Origin of the sequence: Cupriavidus taiwanensis, assembly GCF_900249755.1 — a bacterium.
Lineage (GTDB): Bacteria > Pseudomonadota > Gammaproteobacteria > Burkholderiales > Burkholderiaceae > Cupriavidus > Cupriavidus taiwanensis_D.
The window spans coordinates 1442031-1459822 of record NZ_LT976853.1 but is presented as its reverse complement, the minus strand read 5'-3'; the positions used below and the strand labels follow the sequence as shown (position 1 = coordinate 1459822).

General features: G+C 67.7%; 19 protein-coding genes. 6 read left to right on the top strand and 13 right to left on the bottom strand.

Going from position 1 to position 17792, the window contains the following annotated elements:
* Positions 1-70: 70 nt before the first annotated feature.
* The 11 genes from hscB to uvrB all read right to left on the bottom strand — a co-directional run bounded on the left by hscB (position 71) and on the right by uvrB (position 9133).
* A complete protein-coding gene (gene hscB / locus CBM2594_RS06710; RefSeq protein ID WP_116356151.1) occupies positions 71-589 on the bottom strand; it encodes a Fe-S protein assembly co-chaperone HscB in 519 nt (172 codons plus the stop codon).
* A gap of 55 nt (positions 590-644) precedes the next feature.
* The gene (locus CBM2594_RS06705; protein ID WP_116356150.1) at positions 645-869 is read right to left on the bottom strand and encodes a DUF3565 domain-containing protein; all 225 of its coding nucleotides are present in this window, start codon (positions 867-869) and stop codon (positions 645-647) included.
* A gap of 34 nt (positions 870-903) precedes the next feature.
* The gene (gene iscA / locus CBM2594_RS06700; RefSeq protein ID WP_010809024.1) at positions 904-1224 is read right to left on the bottom strand and encodes an iron-sulfur cluster assembly protein IscA; all 321 of its coding nucleotides are present in this window, start codon (positions 1222-1224) and stop codon (positions 904-906) included.
* A 40-nt stretch (positions 1225-1264) separates the two neighbouring features.
* Complete coding sequence (gene iscU, locus CBM2594_RS06695) at positions 1265-1663, bottom strand: Fe-S cluster assembly scaffold IscU (RefSeq protein WP_116356149.1); 399 nt, start codon at positions 1661-1663, stop codon at positions 1265-1267.
* Between the two features lie 66 nt (positions 1664-1729).
* On the bottom strand, positions 1730-2953 hold the full coding sequence (locus tag CBM2594_RS06690; protein ID WP_290367795.1) for an IscS subfamily cysteine desulfurase: 1224 nt from the start codon (positions 2951-2953) through the stop codon (positions 1730-1732).
* 52 nt (positions 2954-3005) lie between these two features.
* Entirely contained in the window at positions 3006-3560 is a 555-nt protein-coding gene (gene iscR, locus CBM2594_RS06685; protein WP_011614910.1) for a Fe-S cluster assembly transcriptional regulator IscR, read from the bottom strand.
* A 141-nt stretch (positions 3561-3701) separates the two neighbouring features.
* On the bottom strand, positions 3702-5798 hold the full coding sequence (locus CBM2594_RS06680) for a site-specific recombinase (protein ID WP_116356147.1): 2097 nt from the start codon (positions 5796-5798) through the stop codon (positions 3702-3704).
* 82 nt (positions 5799-5880) lie between these two features.
* Positions 5881-6369 carry a low molecular weight protein-tyrosine-phosphatase gene (locus CBM2594_RS06675; RefSeq protein ID WP_116356146.1) on the bottom strand — a complete coding sequence of 163 codons (489 nt, stop codon included), beginning with the start codon at positions 6367-6369 and terminating at the stop codon, positions 5881-5883.
* Positions 6370-6456: 87 nt separating this feature from the next.
* A complete protein-coding gene (locus tag CBM2594_RS06670; protein ID WP_116356145.1) occupies positions 6457-6699 on the bottom strand; it encodes a hypothetical protein in 243 nt (80 codons plus the stop codon).
* A 39-nt stretch (positions 6700-6738) separates the two neighbouring features.
* Positions 6739-6960, bottom strand: coding sequence for a hypothetical protein (locus tag CBM2594_RS06665; protein ID WP_111519641.1), 222 nt, complete (start codon positions 6958-6960; stop codon positions 6739-6741).
* An 88-nt stretch (positions 6961-7048) separates the two neighbouring features.
* Positions 7049-9133, bottom strand: a complete 2085-nt coding sequence (uvrB, locus tag CBM2594_RS06660) for an excinuclease ABC subunit UvrB (RefSeq protein WP_116356144.1) — start codon at positions 9131-9133, stop codon at positions 7049-7051.
* A gap of 172 nt (positions 9134-9305) precedes the next feature.
* On the opposite strand from uvrB, the gene CBM2594_RS06655 reads away from it, so the two are divergent.
* Both CBM2594_RS06655 and CBM2594_RS06650 read left to right on the top strand, forming a co-directional pair.
* A complete protein-coding gene (locus CBM2594_RS06655) occupies positions 9306-10502 on the top strand; it encodes an amino acid aminotransferase (protein WP_116356143.1) in 1197 nt (398 codons plus the stop codon).
* A gap of 308 nt (positions 10503-10810) precedes the next feature.
* Complete coding sequence (locus CBM2594_RS06650; protein ID WP_116356142.1) at positions 10811-12079, top strand: polyhydroxyalkanoate depolymerase; 1269 nt, start codon at positions 10811-10813, stop codon at positions 12077-12079.
* Between the two features lie 58 nt (positions 12080-12137).
* Here the strand turns inward: CBM2594_RS06650 and CBM2594_RS06645 are convergent, their stop codons facing one another.
* Positions 12138-12773 carry a TetR family transcriptional regulator gene (locus tag CBM2594_RS06645; protein ID WP_116356141.1) on the bottom strand — a complete coding sequence of 212 codons (636 nt, stop codon included), beginning with the start codon at positions 12771-12773 and terminating at the stop codon, positions 12138-12140.
* Between the two features lie 297 nt (positions 12774-13070).
* On the opposite strand from CBM2594_RS06645, the gene rsxB reads away from it, so the two are divergent.
* Positions 13071-13892 carry an electron transport complex subunit RsxB gene (gene rsxB, locus CBM2594_RS06640; protein WP_198048104.1) on the top strand — a complete coding sequence of 274 codons (822 nt, stop codon included), beginning with the start codon at positions 13071-13073 and terminating at the stop codon, positions 13890-13892.
* Positions 13889-14533, top strand: coding sequence for an endonuclease III (nth, locus tag CBM2594_RS06635; protein WP_116356139.1), 645 nt, complete (start codon positions 13889-13891; stop codon positions 14531-14533). Before rsxB ends, nth begins: the two co-directional genes overlap by 4 nt.
* Here nth and CBM2594_RS06630 read toward each other — a convergent pair.
* Positions 14502-15176: a TetR/AcrR family transcriptional regulator gene (locus tag CBM2594_RS06630; protein WP_116356138.1), complete on the bottom strand. Its 675-nt coding sequence runs from the start codon at positions 15174-15176 to the stop codon at positions 14502-14504. The two genes, nth and CBM2594_RS06630, sit on opposite strands and share 32 nt — an antisense overlap.
* A gap of 86 nt (positions 15177-15262) precedes the next feature.
* Between CBM2594_RS06630 and CBM2594_RS06625 the strand changes: the two genes are divergently transcribed.
* Both CBM2594_RS06625 and CBM2594_RS06620 read left to right on the top strand, forming a co-directional pair.
* Complete coding sequence (locus CBM2594_RS06625; protein ID WP_116356137.1) at positions 15263-16807, top strand: flavin-containing monooxygenase; 1545 nt, start codon at positions 15263-15265, stop codon at positions 16805-16807.
* Complete coding sequence (locus CBM2594_RS06620; protein WP_116356136.1) at positions 16804-17787, top strand: alpha/beta fold hydrolase; 984 nt, start codon at positions 16804-16806, stop codon at positions 17785-17787. Before CBM2594_RS06625 ends, CBM2594_RS06620 begins: the two co-directional genes overlap by 4 nt.
* The last annotated feature ends 5 nt before the right edge of the window (positions 17788-17792 follow it).

Below are 17792 nucleotides of genomic sequence, written 5' to 3'. Positions count from 1 at the left end.
ATGCGGGGCGGCATGGGGGGCGGTTTTCAAGCCGGGCGCCATTGTGTCATGGCCCCGGCGATCTTGCCGGTCAGTCTTCCAGCCGGTCGATGGCCTCGCTGGTATCGTGCTCGATCTTCTCGATAAACATCAGTTGCCGCACCGCGCCGCCGGCCGCTTCGTTGTCGCCGGCATCCAGCAGCGCGCCCAGCGCGGCGTGGCGCTCGCGCTTTTCCTGGCGCAGCTGGCGCAGCAGCGCGTCGAGCTGGTCGACCGCGCGCGCCTGCACCGCGTCCTGCAGCGCCTCGCGCCATTCCATCTGCTGCATCAGGAACGCGGGCGACATGGCGGTGTTGTTCTCCGCCTGCACGTCGATGCCGCGCAGCTTGAGCAGGTAGGTCGCGCGCCGCAGCGGCTGGCGCAGCGTGCGGTAGGCTTCGTTGGCATGCGCGGCCCACTGCATCGCCACGCGGCGCTCGGCATCGCCGGCCTTGGCAAAGCGGTCCGGGTGCGCCTGCGACTGTACGGTGCGGTAGGCCGCGTCCAGCGCGGCCTCGTCGACGCCGAACTGCACCGGCAGGCCGAACAGCGCAAAAAAATCGTCTTTCAACTGCTTCCCCAAGAAAAAAGAGCGGCCGCGCCGCCCTTCGTCCGTGCTGCCGCCGCTACCGCGCGGGCTGGCTGGCCCACTCGGCCGGCGGCTCGTTGCGGTCGCACTTCAGGCAATTCACCCGCGTGCCGATCATGGCGGCGCGTCCCGCCTCGCTCTGCGTCCACGGCCGCGACTGCCAGGGCGGGTCGTGCCGCACGTGCTGGCCATGGCCGCAGTCGAGCTCGGCCACCCAGTGGCCTTCGTCGTCCCGGCGGAAGCCGGTGATGCGGCGCTCCACCGGGCCTGCCCGCTTCAGCCTGCTTCAGCGCGCGTCAGACCGTGAACGACTCGCCGCAGCCGCACTCGTCCTTGACGTTGGGGTTGTTGAAGCGGAACCCTTCATTCAACCCTTCGCGCGCATAGTCGAGCTCGGTGCCGTCGATATACGGCAGGCTTTTCGCGTCAACGATGACCTTGATGCCGTGCGACTCGAACACCGCGTCTTCCGGCAGCAGTTCGTCGACGTATTCCAGCTTGTAGGCCAGGCCCGAGCAGCCGGTGGTCTTCACGCCCAGGCGCAGGCCCACGCCCTTGCCGCGGCGTTCCAGGTAGCGGGCCACATGCTTGGCCGCCTTCTCGGTCATGGTGATCATCGTTGCGTTCCTTCGTCGATGCCGTGGTCAGTGCGCAGGATCAGGCGGCCTGCTGCTCGGCGCCGTGCTTCTTCTTGTAGTCTTCGACGGCGGCCTTGATCGCGTCTTCGGCCAGGATCGAGCAGTGGATCTTCACCGGCGGCAGCGCCAGTTCTTCGGCGATCTGGGTGTTCTTGATCTCCAGCGCCTGGTCCACGGTCTTGCCCTTGACCCACTCGGTCACCAGCGACGACGAAGCGATGGCCGAGCCGCAGCCATAGGTCTTGAACTTGGCGTCTTCGATCACGCCAGCCTCGTTGACCTTGATCTGCAGCTTCATCACGTCGCCGCAAGCCGGGGCGCCGACCATGCCGGTGCCGACCGCGTCGTCGTTCTTGTCGAACGAACCGACATTGCGGGGATTTTCATAGTGGTCGAGAACCTTCGTGCTGTATGACATTTTGCTTACCTCTTGCTTATCTTTGCGGGGGTATTGCTTCTTGTTCTGATGATCTGCGGCGGGCGCTCAGTGCGCGGCCCACTGGATCGAATTCAAATCGACGCCGTCCTTGAACATTTCCCACAGCGGCGACAGGTCGCGCAGCTTGCCGATCTTGCTCTTGAGCAGCTCGACGGTGTAGTCGATCTCCTGCACGGTGGTGAAGCGGCCCACCGTGAAGCGGATCGAGCTGTGCGCCAGTTCGTCGTTGCGGCCCAGCGCGCGCAGCACATACGACGGCTCCAGCGAGGCCGAGGTGCAGGCCGAGCCCGACGACACCGCCACGTCCTTGATCGCCATGATCAGCGACTCGCCTTCGACGAAGTTGAAGCTGACGTTCAGGTTGTGCGGCACGCGGTGGTCCAGGTCACCGTTCAGGTAGACCTCTTCCATGTCCGACAGGCCGTTCCACAGGCGGTCGCGCAGCATGCGGATGCGTTCGTTCTCCGTCGCCATTTCTTCGCGGGCGATGCGGAAGGCTTCGCCCATGCCGACGATCTGGTGCGTGGCCAGCGTGCCCGAGCGCATGCCGCGCTCATGGCCGCCGCCGTGCATCTGCGCCTCGATGCGCACGCGCGGCTTGCGGCGCACGTACAGCGCGCCGACGCCCTTGGGGCCGTAGGTCTTGTGGGCCGAGAACGACATCAGGTCGCACTTCAGCTTGCCCAGGTCGATCGCCACCTTGCCGGTCGCCTGCGCGGCGTCGCAATGGAAGATGATGCCCTTCTCGCGGCAGATCTCGCCGATCTGCTCGACGTCCTGGATCACGCCGATCTCGTTGTTGACCAGCATCACCGACACCAGGATGGTGTCCGGGCGCAGCGCCTGCCGGAACACTTCCATGTCGAGCAGGCCGTTGTCCTTCACGTCCAGGTAGGTCACTTCAAAGCCCTGGCGCTCCAGCTCGCGCGTGGTGTCGAGCACGGCCTTGTGCTCGGTCTTCACGGTGATGATGTGCTTGCCCTTGCCCGAATAGAAGTTCGCGGCGCCCTTGATCGCCAGGTTGTCCGATTCGGTTGCCCCCGAGGTCCACACGATCTCGCGCGGGTCGGCGCCGACCAGTGCGGCCACCTGCTCGCGCGCCTCTTCCACCGCGCGCTCCGCTTCCCAGCCGTACGCATGGCTGCGCGACGCGGGATTGCCGAACTGCTCGCGCAGGTACGGAATCATCTTGTCCGCCACGCGCGGGTCCACCGGCGTGGTGGCCGAGTAATCCATGTAGATGGGGAAATGTGGGGTGCTCATCGTTATGACTGCCTTGTAAGGGACCGCTGATCGCTGTGTTGCTGTCTTGCCCGCGCGCTCAGGATTGCGCCAGGCTGAAAACTGAATTCACCATTCTGGCCCGGACCGGTTTTTCCTGCTTGTCGGCCTTGCCGCGCGCGGCGGCGGCGACCGGCTGCGCGGCGTCTTCGCGCATGTCGTGCAGCACGGCGGGCTGGCGCTCGCGCTGCTGGTCCACCAGGTTCTTGAGGGAAACGGAGTCGAGGTACTCGACCATCTTCTGGTTCAGCGTGGCCCACAGCTCGTGGGTCATGCAGCGCCCGGAGCCGTCATCTCCGTTACAATTGCCCTTGCCGCCGCACTGGGTGGCATCCAGGGGCTCGTCCACGGCGATGATGATGTCCGCCACGGTGACGTCCTCGGCCTTGCGCGCCAGACTGTAGCCGCCGCCCGGGCCGCGCACGCTTTCGACGATCTCGTGCCGGCGCAGCTTGCCGAACAGCTGCTCCAGGTACGACAGCGAGATCTTCTGCCGCTGGCTGATGCCGGCGAGCGTGACCGGTCCCTGGTCCTGGCGCATCGCCAGGTCGATCATCGCAGTGACCGCGAAGCGGCCTTTGGTGGTCAGTCTCATGGTGCAGGGCTCTGGGGTGAAGCGTGGGGGTGAAGCTAATACTTGATCGTTTCCGTCAAGTATAAAGGTACCCGACTAATTCAGTCAACTACCCCTGCCGCACCGCACCACTCCCACAGCACCTCCACGCCACCCCCGCATTCAAGCCTGGCGCCCGCCTGCAGCCGCCTGCGCGGGCGCCACGCGCGGCGGCACCAGCAGCGACAGCGGCTGTTTCAGGATGCGCCGCCGCACGGCCGCGCTCAGTTCCGCGCGATCGACGCGCCGCAAATTGCGTGACCGCAGCGCCATATTGAACGCGAGCGCGAAGCTGACCGCGACATTCAGCATGCCCATCAGCGCGATCCCCGCCACCGCCAGCCACAGCGCCGGCATGCGCAGCGCATCCCACCCGAGCACGCCGAGCGCCGCACCGACCGAGCCGGTCGACAGCGTCACATGGCGCACTTCCATATGCGGGCCGAAAAAGCTCAGGATCTCCGGCCCCAGGCCGAGCAGCAGGCCCAGCGACACATTGGCGACGATGCCCGACAGGTTGCGCTTCCAGAAGTCCGCCACGCGCGTGGCGCCGTGCGCGCCCAGCACGTACTGCAGGCGCCGGTGATACGCCATCACATCGTGCACGCGGTGCAGCGCGAACCAGTTGTCGGCCCAGCCCGCGAACAGGCTCGACAGCCACAGCAGCACGCCGGTGAAGGCGGCATACAGCGGCGTCGGGCCCAGAATCGAATATGACTCGATGGTGGCGATCGCCTTGGCCGGCGTGATCAGGTTGGTCCCCAGCAGCCGGTGCGCCAGCCCCTGCACGCCCAGCGCCACCGGGAACACCACCGCCAGGTTGCCGACGATGGCCGCCGCGTTGGAGCGGATCATGGCGATGGTGTCGTCGACGAAGATCTCGCGCCCTTCCGGCCGCCCGGCGCCATCGAGCCGGTGCGCCAGCGCGGGCCCGGTCATGGCCGGCTGCTTGGTCGCCAGCGTGAAGTGCGCGAAATGGATCGCCAGGAAGCTGCCGGCGTAGTTGAGCGAGGCCAGCACGCCTTCGCTGAACTTGTCCAGGTGCAGCCCGTAGATCAGGAACTTCAGGTACACCGTGGCCACCGAGACCAGGCCCCCGCCCGCCGCGGCGCGCACCAGCTCGGCGTATTCGCGGCGGTCGCGCGTGATGTAGTGCTCGCCGGTCTCGGCCGAGCGTTCGACCACCTTGCGCGCCAGCTGCGCGAACGAGGTCCCGGCCAGGTGCGCGATGCTGCGCCGGGCCTGGGTCGAGCGGATCAGCTCGGCCACCAGGTGCGCCGGCATGCCTGGTCGGCCGGGCTCGACCCACGCCGCCAGCAGCAGCTCGATGCGGCTGAGCTGCACCTTCATGCGCTCGATCTGGAATACCACCTCGACCGACACGCCGTTCTCGTCCAGGTCTTCGTACACGTGGCGGGCGGCGGCGTGGCAGCCGTCGAGCAGTCCGCGGAAGTAGTTCAGGCGGTGGCCGAAGCTGCTGTCATCGCGGCCCAGCCCATCCTCGCGCAGCGCCTGGATGGCCTCGTCCAGGCGGAAGAACGGCGTGTCCTCGACCCGCCCCGCCAGCCGCGAGCGGATCGCCTGGCTCAGCCCGGTGGCGCGCACCTGGCTGACCAGCACCGCGATGCTGGTGGCCAGGGTCTGGCCCAGCGCCTCGCGATAGCGCGCCATGCCGGCGCCCGCGCCCTCGGCATTGCCGCTGTCCAGCACGCGCGCCAGCCGCGCCATCAGCGCATCGTCGATGGCTTCGACCCAGTCGGCGTCGTCGTCGCCAACGAACAGCAGCGCGAACAGCGCGGCCATGTCGCTGCGGTTCGGCGGCGGCGGCAGGAAGCGGCCCTGCAGCCGGCTGACCATCTCGCTGAAAAAGCCCGGATGCTGGGCCACGCCGGTATCGCAGAACAGGCCGGTGGGGTCGTTCTCGCGCACCAGGCTGCGCACCGTCTGCGCAAATCGCACGGCCCAGTCCGGATGCCGCTCCAGCACCTGCAGCAGGTAGCGCAGCCGCACGAGTTCCGGATGGCGGCGCGGCGCGCCGTCGTCCTGGCTGTCGGCATCGGCGCCGAGGCCGCCGTCGCGCCGGATCCAGAACGCCAGCTCGATCAGCCAGCCGTTGCGCTCGGCCAGCGGCGCGTCCGGGTCGGCCGCGGCCAGGATGGCGTCGAGCTGCAGGCTGGCATTGCGCGACTCGCGCCATTTGCGGAACAGTTTGCGAAGCATGGATTCTCGTCGGGGATCGGGCCGCCGGCCGCGGGCGCAGCACGCCGCGGCGGGGCCGGGAAAGACTGTGCGGCGGACCGGCTCAGCCGGCCGGAGGCTGCAGGCGCTGGCGCAGTTCGGCGACCAGGCCGTCGCAGGCATCTTCGATGTAGTCGAGCACGCGCTCGAAGCCATCGCCTTCGCCGTAATACGGGTCGGGCACCTCGTCGGCGTCGTGGCGGGTGGCGAAGCTCATCAGCAGCCGCACCTTGTCGCCGGCATCGGGGCGCAGCCGCAGCAGGCCGGCAAGGTTCTCGCGGTCCATCGCCAGGATCAGGTCGAAGCGGTCGAAGTCCGGCACGCCCACCTTGCGCGCGCGCAGCGCCGACAGGTCATAGCCGCGCTGCAGCGCATGGCGCTGGGTGCGGGGATCGGGGGCGCGGCCGAGATGGTATTCGTGCGTGCCCGCCGAATCCAGCTCGACCAGCGGCGCCAGCCCGGCGCTGTCCAGCTTGGCGCGCAGCACGGCCTCCGCCGTGGGGGAACGGCAGATATTCCCCATGCAACACATCAGGATGGCGTATGGCTTCATCGGATCAAGGCTTGGCTAGGTGGCATGGCAGGCGCGATTCTACCTGCCGGCCGTTCCCGCCGCGCCATCTGGCCGTGGCTCGCGGCGCTAGGCGAGCTGCCTGGCGAGCCGCTCGCCGTGCGCAAAGCCGGCTACCTGCGCGGCCTCGGCCGACTTGTAGTGGTCGGTGATGCGCGAGGAATCGGTCAGCGTGCCGGCGGCCCGGATATTGGTGCCGGGACGGCAGACGCGCACGGTGTACGACCATTCGTTCTGCGAACGCTGCCTGACCTGCACTTGCACTTCGTGGGTTTCATAGACCTTCTTCTTCCATTCGCCGATGTCGGTCATTGTGGTTCTCCACGGTAAATGGGGGCGCCCGCTGGCACGCTAGCTGACCTCGCCCGCGTCGATCGCGCGCATGGCGCCGGCCTCCGCCAGCGCGATGGCCGCTTCCGGGGTGGGCGCGTCGCCGGCGATGGCCTCGAAGCTCGGGCCGGTCGGTTCGCCGAAGGCGTCGGCAATGCGCATCTGCGCGGCAAAGCCGCCGGCGGCATTCGGGACCGCGGTCACCACCACCGCGTAGCCGCCGTATTCAAACTGGCGTTCCATCGTGCCTCCTTCGCATTCGTCTGTCGCCCCTGGCCTGTCGCCGCCAAGGATTTCACTATAGGCGAAGCGCGCGCGCCGTTGCGGCGTATCAGGCAGGCGGCAGCGCTCCCTCGCCGCTGGCGCCGAACACCTGCGCCTTGAGCTTGGCCAGCTGGTCGCGCACCTGCGCGGCCTGTTCGAACTCCAGGTTGCGCGCATGATCCAGCATGAGCTTTTCCAGCCGCTTGATCTCCTTCGAGACCTGCTTCTCGCTCATCTCCTCATAGCGGGCCTGCTCCTGCGCGGCCTGCAGCTCGGCCCTGGCATCGTTGACGTTGTAGACGCCGTCGATGATGTCCTTGATGCGCTTGACCACGCCGCGCGGCGTGATGCCGTTGGCTTCGTTGAAGGCGATCTGCTTGGCGCGGCGGCGCTCGGTCTCGTCGATGGCCCGCTTCATCGAGTCGGTCATGCGGTCCGCGTACAGGATGGCGGTGCCGTTGACGTTGCGCGCGGCGCGGCCGATGGTCTGGATCAGCGAGCGCTCGGCGCGCAGGAAGCCTTCCTTGTCGGCGTCGAGGATCGCCACCAGCGAGACCTCGGGAATATCCAGCCCCTCGCGCAGCAGGTTGATCCCCACCAGCACGTCGAAGGTGCCCAGGCGCAGGTCGCGGATGATCTCGACGCGCTCGACGGTATCGATATCCGAGTGCAGGTAGCGCACCTTGACGCCGTTCTCGGTCAGGAACTCGGTCAGCTGCTCGGCCATGCGCTTGGTCAGCGTGGTCACCAGCACGCGCTCGCCGGCCTCGACGCGGGCGTGGATCTCGGACAGCAGGTCATCCACCTGCGTGGTCGCGGGGCGCACCTGGATCACCGGGTCGACCAGCCCGGTGGGGCGCACCACCTGCTCCACCACCTGGCCCGAATGGTCGCGCTCGAACTGCGCCGGCGTGGCCGTGACGAACATCACCTGCCGCATCTTGCGCTCGAACTCGTCGAACTTGAGCGGCCGGTTGTCCAGCGCCGACGGCAGCCGGAAGCCGTATTCCACCAGCGTGGTCTTGCGCGCGCGGTCGCCGTTGTACATGCCGTTGAGCTGGCCGATCAGCACGTGCGACTCGTCCAGGAACATCAGCGCGTCGGGCGGCAGGTAGTCGACCAGCGTCGGCGGCGGATCGCCGGGGCGCGCGCCGGACAGGTGCCGCGAATAGTTCTCGATGCCCTTGCAGAAGCCCAGCTCGGACAGCATCTCCAGGTCGAAGCGGGTGCGCTGCTCCAGCCGCTGCGCCTCCACCAGCCGGTTCTCCTTGTGGAAGAACTCGAGCCGCTCGCGCAGCTCGTCCTTGATCGCCTCGATCGCGCGCAGCACGGTCTCGCGCGGGGTCACGTAGTGGCTCGACGGGTAGACCGTGAAGCGCGGGATCTTCTGCCGCACCCGTCCGGTCAGCGGATCGAAGAAATGCAGCGACTCGACTTCGTCGTCGAACATCTCCAGCCGCACCGCCATCTCGGCATGCTCGGCCGGGAAGATGTCGATGGTGTCGCCGCGCACGCGGAAGGTGCCGCGCTGGAAGTCGGTCTCGTTGCGGGTGTACTGCATCGCGATCAGGCGCGCGATCACGTCGCGCTGGCTGATCTTGTCGCCGGCCCGCAGCGTCAGGATCATCTGGTGGTATTCGGTCGGGTTGCCGATACCGTAGATCGCCGACACGGTCGCGACGATGATGGTGTCGCGCCGCTCCAGCAGGCTCTTGGTCGCCGACAGCCGCATCTGCTCGATATGCTCGTTGATCGACGAGTCCTTCTCGATAAACAGGTCGCGCTGGGGGACGTAGGCCTCGGGCTGGTAGTAGTCGTAGTAGCTGACGAAGTACTCGACCGCGTTGCGCGGGAAGAACTCGCGGAATTCCGCGTACAGCTGCGCCGCCAGCGTCTTGTTGGGCGCGAACACGATGGCCGGGCGCCCCATGCGGGCGATCACGTTGGCCATGGTGAAGGTCTTGCCCGATCCGGTCACGCCCAGCAGGGTCTGGAACGACAGGCCGTCTTCCACCCCCTCCACCAGCTGCCGGATCGCCTCCGGCTGGTCGCCGGCGGGCGGGAACGGCTGGTACAGCTGGAACGGGGAGCCGGGAAATGTGACGAATTTGTCTTCGTCCAGGGCCGGCGCGGCTTCGGCAAGGTTCGTCATAGGGGCGGGACTAGGGAAATACCTGAGGAAAACGGGCGGATTACGCTAGAATCTTGGGGTTGTCAGCCCCCGCTTCAAGCCAAGAAGAGCGCGGCCGGGCCTGCCAGCCTCCAGCGCAGTACGGAGCATTCTACGCCTTCCGTTTTTCACATAGCCGACCACGAGATTCCAAATGAGTTTGTTTTCTGCCGTCGAGATGGCCCCGCGCGACCCGATCCTGGGCCTCAACGAAGCCTTCAATGCCGATACCCGCCCGACCAAGGTCAACCTGGGCGTCGGCGTGTACTTCACCGACGAAGGGAAAATCCCGCTGCTGCGCGCCGTCCAGGAGGCAGAAAAAGCCCGTCTGACCACCGCCACCCCGCGCGGCTACCTGCCGATCGAGGGCATCGCTGCCTATGACCAGGCGGTGCAGACGCTGCTGTTCGGCAAGGAATCTCCGCTGCTCAAGGAAGGCCGCGTGGTGACGGCCCAGGCACTCGGCGGCACCGGCGCGCTGAAGATCGGCGCCGACTTCCTCAAGCGCCTGTACCCGGACGCCAAGGTCGCCATCAGCGACCCGAGCTGGGAAAACCACCGCGCCCTGTTCGAATCCGCCGGCTTCCCGGTGGTCAACTACGCCTACTACGACGCCCCCAGCCACGGCCTGAACTTCGCCGGCATGGTGGAGTCGCTGAAGTCGTTCCCGGCCAACACCATCGTGGTGCTGCACGCCTGCTGCCACAACCCGACCGGCGTCGACCTGTCGCCCGAGCAGTGGCAGCAAGTGGTGCAGCTGGTCAAGGAACGCAACCTGATCCCGTTCCTGGACATGGCCTACCAGGGCTTTGCCGACGGCATCGACGCCGACGGCGCCGCGGTGCGCCTGTTCGCCGACTCGGGCCTGCCGTTCTTCGTGTCGAGCTCGTTCTCGAAGAGCTTCTCGCTGTACGGCGAGCGCGTCGGCGCGCTGTCGATCGTCACCACCAGCAAGGAAGAAGCGCAGCGCGTGATGTCGCAGGTCAAGCGCGTGATCCGCACCAACTATTCCAACCCGCCGACCCACGGCGGCACCGTGGTCGCGACCGTGCTGAACAGCCCGGAACTGCGCGCCATGTGGGAAGAAGAACTGGCTGAAATGCGCGACCGTATCAAGCTGATGCGCCACGCGCTGGTCGACAAGCTGGCCGCCAAGGGCGTGCCGGGCGACTTCTCCTTCGTCAAGGCGCAGCGCGGCATGTTCTCGTACTCGGGCCTGACTTCGGCCCAGGTCGACCGCCTGCGCAACGAGCACGGCATCTACGCCGTCGGCACCGGCCGCATCTGCGTGGCCGCGCTGAACAGCCGCAACATCGATGCAGTGGTCGACGCGATCGCGGCCGTGATGTAACGCGCGACGGTTGCCGCGCCGCAACGGCCGGCAACTGGCGTACGCATCACAACGCAATAGCAAAAAAGCGGCTTCGGCCGCTTTTTGCATTTGTTTGCACTGTTGTAGGACGTTGTCACCGGGAAAATCAGGCCTATGCCTTATTGTGTTCCCCGCATACGGAAGTACTTTAAGGTATATGCTGCAAAGCAAGATCGTTAGCACGGTCGTTCGATTCAGGCATAATCGGCGCCACACGATCCATGGTGTATTGTCAGTACATTGTTACTTGGTGGTACGCATCCTCAGTAAGACCAGGCAGAAACGGCATGCTCTATCAACTGCATGAGTTCCAGCGCTCGATCCTGCACCCGCTGACCGCGTGGGCCCAGGCGACCGCCAAGACCTTCACCAACCCCCTCAGCCCGATGTCGCTGGTACCTGGCGCACCCCGCCTGGCCGCCGGCTACGAACTGCTGTACCGGCTCGGCAAGGAATACGAAAAACCGGCGTTCGACATCAAGTCGGTGCGCTCCAACGGCCGCGACATCCCCATCGTCGAGCAGACCGTGCTGGAAAAGCCCTTCTGCAAGCTGCTGCGCTTCAAGCGCTATGCCGACGACCCCGAGACCATCAAGCTGCTCAAGGACGAGCCCGTGGTGCTGGTCGCCGCCCCGCTGTCGGGCCACCATGCCACGCTGCTGCGCGACACGGTGCGCACGCTGCTGCAGGACCACAAGGTCTACGTCACCGACTGGATCGACGCGCGCATGGTGCCGGTCGAGGATGGCCCGTTCCACCTGTCTGACTACATCTACTACATCCAGGAATTCATCCGCCATATCGGCGCCGAGAACCTGCATGTGATCTCGGTGTGCCAGCCGACGGTGCCGGTACTCGCCGCCATTTCGCTGATGGCGTCCGCCGGCGAGAAGACGCCGCGCACCATGACCATGATGGGCGGCCCGATCGACGCCCGCAAAAGCCCGACCGCGGTCAACTCGCTGGCGACCAACAAGTCCTACGAGTGGTTCGAGAACAACGTCATCTATACCGTGCCGGCCAACTACCCCGGCCACGGCCGCCGCGTCTACCCGGGCTTCCTGCAGCATGCCGGCTTTGTCGCGATGAATCCGGACCGGCACCTGTCCTCGCACTATGACTACTACCTGAGCCTGGTCGAGGGCGATGCCGACGACGCCGAGGCCCACGTGCGCTTCTACGATGAATACAACGCGGTGCTCGACATGGCCGCCGAGTACTACTTGGACACCATCCGCGAGGTGTTCCAGGAATTCCGCCTGGCCAACGGCACCTGGGACATCGACGGCAAGCCGGTGCGCCCGCAGGACATCAAGGGCACCGCGCTGATGACGATCGAGGGGGAGCTGGACGATATCTCCGGCGCGGGCCAGACCGCCGCCGCGCACGACCTGTGCGCCGGCATCCCGAAACACCGCAAGCAGCACCTGAACGCGGAGCGTTGCGGTCACTACGGGATCTTCTCGGGCCGGCGCTGGCGCGAAGACATCTACCCGCAGCTGCGCGACTTTATCCGCAAGTACCACCAGGTTCCGGTGGCCGCGGCCGCCAAGTAAGACAAACGCCCGCACATGCGGGCGTTTCTGTTTTTGCTTGCGGGGCGCCGGCGGCGGCTCAGGGCTTCTTCAGGTAGCTCAGCAGCATTTCCGTGTGCAGCTCGGCAAAGCGCTCGTGCTCCTGCTGCGAGGCCACGTCGCGGCCGATCACGGCGCTGATGGTGTAGCGGTTCGACAGCACGTAGTAGCCCAGCGCGGAAATCGTCAGGTAGAACTGCGGCACGTCGACATGGTCGCGGAACAGTCCCTGCTGCTGGCCGCGCCGGATCACGTCGGCGAGCACGTCGACCACCGGGTTGATCAGCTGCTGCAGCTGCGCGGATTTTTTCAGGTGCCGCGCTTCGTGCAGGTTCTCGCTGTTGACCAGGCGGATGAACTCGGGGTGTTCGTAGTACCAGTCCCAGACGAAGCGGGCCAGCGTGCGCACCCCCTCGACCGGGTCTTCGTCGACCAGGTGCAATTGCTCTTCGGCGGCGCGGAAGTTCGCGTATTGCTTCTCGAGCACCGCCAGGAACAGGCCCTCCTTGCTGCCGTAGTAGTAATACAGCATGCGCTCGTTGGTTTCGGCGCGCCGGGCAATCTGGTCGACGCGGGCGCCGGCCAGACCACCCTTGGCGAATTCCTCGGTGGCCGCAGCGAGGATGCGTCGGCGCGTCCCTTCCGGGTCGCGTTTGGTCTTGGGCTCTGTTGACATGAGGTGTGGTCGATCGTTGCGCGGATTATGGCACAGGCCGGAATGCGGCAATCCGGCCGCGCGACGCGCATCATCGCCGTTTCTGTCCGCCGGCGAAATCGGGGATAATCCTTGCGGCGCGAAAACCGCAGGGTCCGCAGAGACCCCGGTGCCGCAGGGGCCTCCGGCACATTGTCCGCCCCGCAACGGCCACCGTTATGTCGCCAACCGCTCACAGCACCGCGCAAATCTCGTGTTTATCCGTTGCTGCCGCGCCTTTCGACCCCGCTCTTGTCCCCTGAATTGCTGTCCGTTGTCGTGAATCCCGCCGTCAAGTCCCTCGCCGACCGTCTCGAGGCGCTGCTGCCGCAGACCCAGTGCACCAAGTGCGGCTTCAGCGGCTGCCGCCCCTACGCCGAAGCCATGGCCAGCGGCGAAGCCGCCTGCAACCGCTGCCCGCCGGGCGGAGCGCAGGGCATCGCGCGCCTGGCAGCGCTGCTGGGCACCGAAGTCCTGCCGCTCGATCCGGAACGCGGCATCGAGCAGCCGCGCGCGGTCGCCCGCATCGACGAGAGCCTGTGCATCGGCTGCACGCTGTGCATCCAGGCCTGCCCGGTCGACGCCATCGCCGGCGCCGCCAAGCAGATGCATACCGTGATCCCCGGGCTGTGCACCGGCTGCGATCTGTGCGTGCCGCCCTGCCCGGTCGACTGCATCGACATGGTTCCCGTCACCGGCACGCGCACCGGCTGGGACGCGTGGTCGCAGGCGCAGGCCGATGCCGCGCAGGCGCGCTACCTGGCACGCAATGCGCGGCTGGTGCGCGAGCGCGAGGAGAACGACGCGCGCCTGGCCGCCAAGGCCGCGGCCAAGCTGGCCGCGGTGCAGGCCGAAGCGCCGCAGGACGATGCCGAGCGCGCCGCGCAGGAACGCAAGCGCGCCATCATCCAGGCCGCGATCGAACGCGCCCGGCAGAAACAGCAGGCCGCCAGGCCGCGCAATACCGAGAACGTGTCGCCCGCGGTGCAGGCGCAGATCGACGCCGCCGAAGCGCGCCGTGCGCGCGCCGGGCTGGCGCCGCAGCCGGACGATCCCGATACCGCCCGGGATCCGGCCAACGACGGGGAACCAGAGCAATGAACGCCGCCAAGTGCCGTGCCATCTTCGAGACGCTGCGCGAAGTCAACCCGGCCCCGGCCACGGAACTCGAATACAGCTCGCCGTTCGAGCTGCTGATCGCCGTGCTGCTGTCGGCGCAGGCCACCGACGTCGGCGTGAACAAGGCCACGCGCCGCCTGTTCCCGGTTGCGCATACCCCGCGCCAGATGCTGGAGCTGGGCGAAGCCGGCCTGAGCGAATACATCAAGACCATCGGCCTGTACAAGACCAAGGCCAAGCATGTGATCGAGACCTGCCGCATCCTGGTCGAGCGCCATGGCGGCAAGGTGCCGGCGGAGCGCGCCGCGCTGGAAGCGCTGCCGGGCGTGGGCCGCAAGACCGCCAACGTGGTGCTCAACACCGCGTTCGGCCAGCCCACCATCGCGGTCGACACGCATATCTTCCGGGTCTCGAACCGCACCGGCCTGGCGCCGGGCAAGAACGTCGATATCGTCGAGCAGAAGCTGCTCAAGTGCGTGCCGCATGAATTCCTGCACGACGCCCATCACTGGCTGATCCTGCACGGCCGCTACGTATGCAAGGCGCGCAAGCCGGAATGCTGGCATTGCGCGATCGAGCCGCTGTGCGAGTTCAGGGAGAAAACCCCGGCACCGCAGCTGTAGCCGCGGCCGGTTCGGGCCCTTCGTCTTGTTGCGCCAGCACCAGCGCCAGCTGCAGCGCGGTGTGCGCGACCACGTCGACATCGGGGCTGTAGCCCTGGCGGATCCAGCGCACGGCAAGGTGCACCACGCCGCCCGCTACGCCCGCGGTCAGCAGCGGATCACGCGCGCGCCCCGGCGGCAGCAGCGCCTGCGCCAGCAGCCCGCCGAATGCATCCAGCGAGTCGGCCAGCGCGCCGTCGACCAGCTTGCTGACGCCGCGGATCTCCACCAGGAACACGCGCGCCGAACGCGGTTCGCGCTGCAGCGCGCCGAAGTACGCGCGCAGCATCGCCAGCGCCCGTTGCGCGCCATCGTTGCCGGCCGCCTCGCCCGCCTGCACCAGCGTGTGCAGCAAGCGCTGGGTCACCGTTTGAAACGATGCCAGCAGCAAGGCCTCGCTGTTGGCGAATGACTCGTAGAAATAGCGCTCGGTCAGCCCTGCGGCCTCGCACACGGCCTTGACGGTGGCATTCTGGTAACCGCGCTCGCCGTAGACCTGCACGGCCGCGGCAATCAGTTGCGCGCGGCGCTGGGCGCGGCGCTCTTCGGCTTCGGCGCCGCGGTAGCGGCGCGCGGGAGTCAGCTCGGGGGTCATGCGCGCCATTATGACATTCCCTATTGTCAGAAAACTTGCCGGATCGCTTCTGACAATCTATGTTGTCAGAAGCCCCACTCGTCCGGATGCCTCCCATGCGCGATGCCAGTGCCGATGACGCCGTACTCGATGTCCTGATCGTAGGCGCCGGCTTGTCCGGCATCGGCGCCGCGCGCCAGCTGCAACGGCGCTGCCCCGGCAAGCGCTACGCCATCCTCGAGGCGCGCGACGCCATCGGCGGCACCTGGGACCTGTTCCGCTACCCCGGCATCCGCTCGGATTCGGACATGTACACGCTGGGCTACCGCTTCAAGCCCTGGCGCGGCGCCAGGGCCATCGCCGACGGTCCGTCGATCCGCGCCTATATCCGTGAAACCGCCGAAGAAGCCGGCATCACGCGCCAGATCCGCTTCGGCCACCGCGTGGTCAGCGCGGCGTGGGACAGCGCCGACGCCTGCTGGACCGTCGAAGCCGAACACAGCGCCGACCGCAGCCGGCTGCGGCTGCGCGCGCGGCTGCTCTATGTCTGCGCCGGCTACTACAGCTATGCCGAGGCCCACCGTCCCGCGTTCGACGGCGAGGACCGTTTTCGCGGCCGCATCGTGCATCCGCAGTTCTGGGACGAAACGCTGGACTACGCCGGCAAGCGCGTGGTGGTGATCGGCAGCGGCGCCACCGCGGTCACGCTGGTGCCGGCGATGGCCGGCCGCGCGGCGCACGTGACCATGCTGCAGCGCTCGCCCACCTATATCGTCACGCGCCCCGGCGAAGACGCCATCGCGCGCACGCTGCGCCGCGTGCTGCCGGAACGGCTGGCCTACGCCGCCACGCGCTGGAAGAACGTGCTGCTCGGCATGACCTTCTTCCAGCTGGCGCGGCGCCGGCCCGAACGCGTCAAGGCGCGCCTGGTCGGCATGGCCGCGGCGCAGCTGCCAGCGGGCTTCGACGTGGCGACGCATTTCACGCCGCGCTACAAACCGTGGGACCAGCGCCTGTGCCTGGTGCCCGACGGCGACCTGTTCCGTGCCCTGCGCGAGGGCCGTGCCGCGGTGGTCACCGATACCATCGAGCGCTTCACCGAAGACGGCATCGTGCTCGCCAGCGGCAAGACGCTGGCCGCGGATATCGTGGTGACGGCCACCGGCCTGAAGCTGAACATGCTGGGCGACATTGCCCTCAGCGTCGACGGCCAGCCGCGCCGCCCCGCCGACTGCCTGGCCTACAAGGGCATGATGCTCAGCGACGTGCCCAACCTGGTGCTGGCGTTCGGCTACACCAATGCGTCATGGACGCTCAAGGCCGACCTGACGGCCGAGTACGTCTGCCGCCTGCTGCGCCACATGGACCACCACGGCCACCGCATCGCCGTGCCGCGCGCGCCCGCCGCGGTGCAGCCGACACCGTTCCTGGATTTCACCTCGGGCTATGTGCAGCGTGCCGCCGGCGTGCTGCCGCGGCAGGGCGACCGCAAGCCGTGGCGCGTGCACCAGAACTATCTGAAGGACCTGCTGACGATCCGCCATGGCCGCATCGCCGATGGCGTGCTGCAGTTCGACGCCCCGCCGGCGCCGCGCGAGGCGCGCCGCCACCAGGACGCCACGGCCGGCAATCCGGTCGCCGCCAGCGAGGTGCAGCCATGACTTCCCTCCTCATCGTACTGGCCGTGCTGATCGCACTGGTCCTGCTGTCCGGCGCCGCGCTATGTCTGTACACCTGGCGCACCGCCCGGCGCATCGAGGCCGCGATGCCGCCGCCCGGCCGCTTTATCGACGTGCCCGGCGCTCGGCTGCATGTGGTGGAGCGCGGGCGAGGGCCGGCGCTGCTGCTGGTGCACGGCTTGTCGGGACAACTCGAGAACTTCGGCTACGGCATGATCGCGCCGCTGGCCGAGAACTTCCGCGTCATCGCCGTCGACCGCCCCGGCGCTGGCCATTCCACGCGCACGCCCGGCAGCGCCGCCGACCTGCCCGCGCAGGCCGACGCGCTCGCCGCGCTGTGCGACCGGCTGGGCCTGGAGCGGCCGCTGGTGGTGGGCCATTCGCTGGGCGGCGCGATCGCGCTGGCGCTGGCCGTGCGCCATCCGGAATGCGTCGGCGGCCTGGCGCTGATCGCGCCGCTGACGCATCCGCCCACGGCGATCTCGCCGGTGTTCAGGGCCATGACGGTGCCGCACGCCTGGCTGCGCCGGCTGATGGCCTGGACCGTGGTGGTGCCGATGTCGATACGGCACCGCGCCGAGGTCATGGACATCGTGTTCGGCCCCGACCCGGTGCCTGACGACTTCCCCACGCGTGGCGGCGGCCTGCTGGCCTTGCGCCCGCGCCACTTCCTGGCGGCGTCGGAAGACCTGCGCGGTGCCGCGCAGAGCCTGCCGGCGCTGCTGCGCGACTACGGCACGCTGCGCGTGCCCGTCAGCGTGCTGTTCGGCCGCGACGACCGCATCCTCGACTTTGCCGAGCATGGCGAAGCGCTGGTCGCCAGGGTGCCGGGCGCCACGCTGACCCTGGTCAGCGGCGGGCATATGCTGCCGGTGACCGACGTCGCCACCAGCGTCGATTTCGTGCGCGCCGCCGCCGCGCGGATGCAGGTGTCCGAGCCGCGGCCGGCCCAGTTCGCTTGATTCCC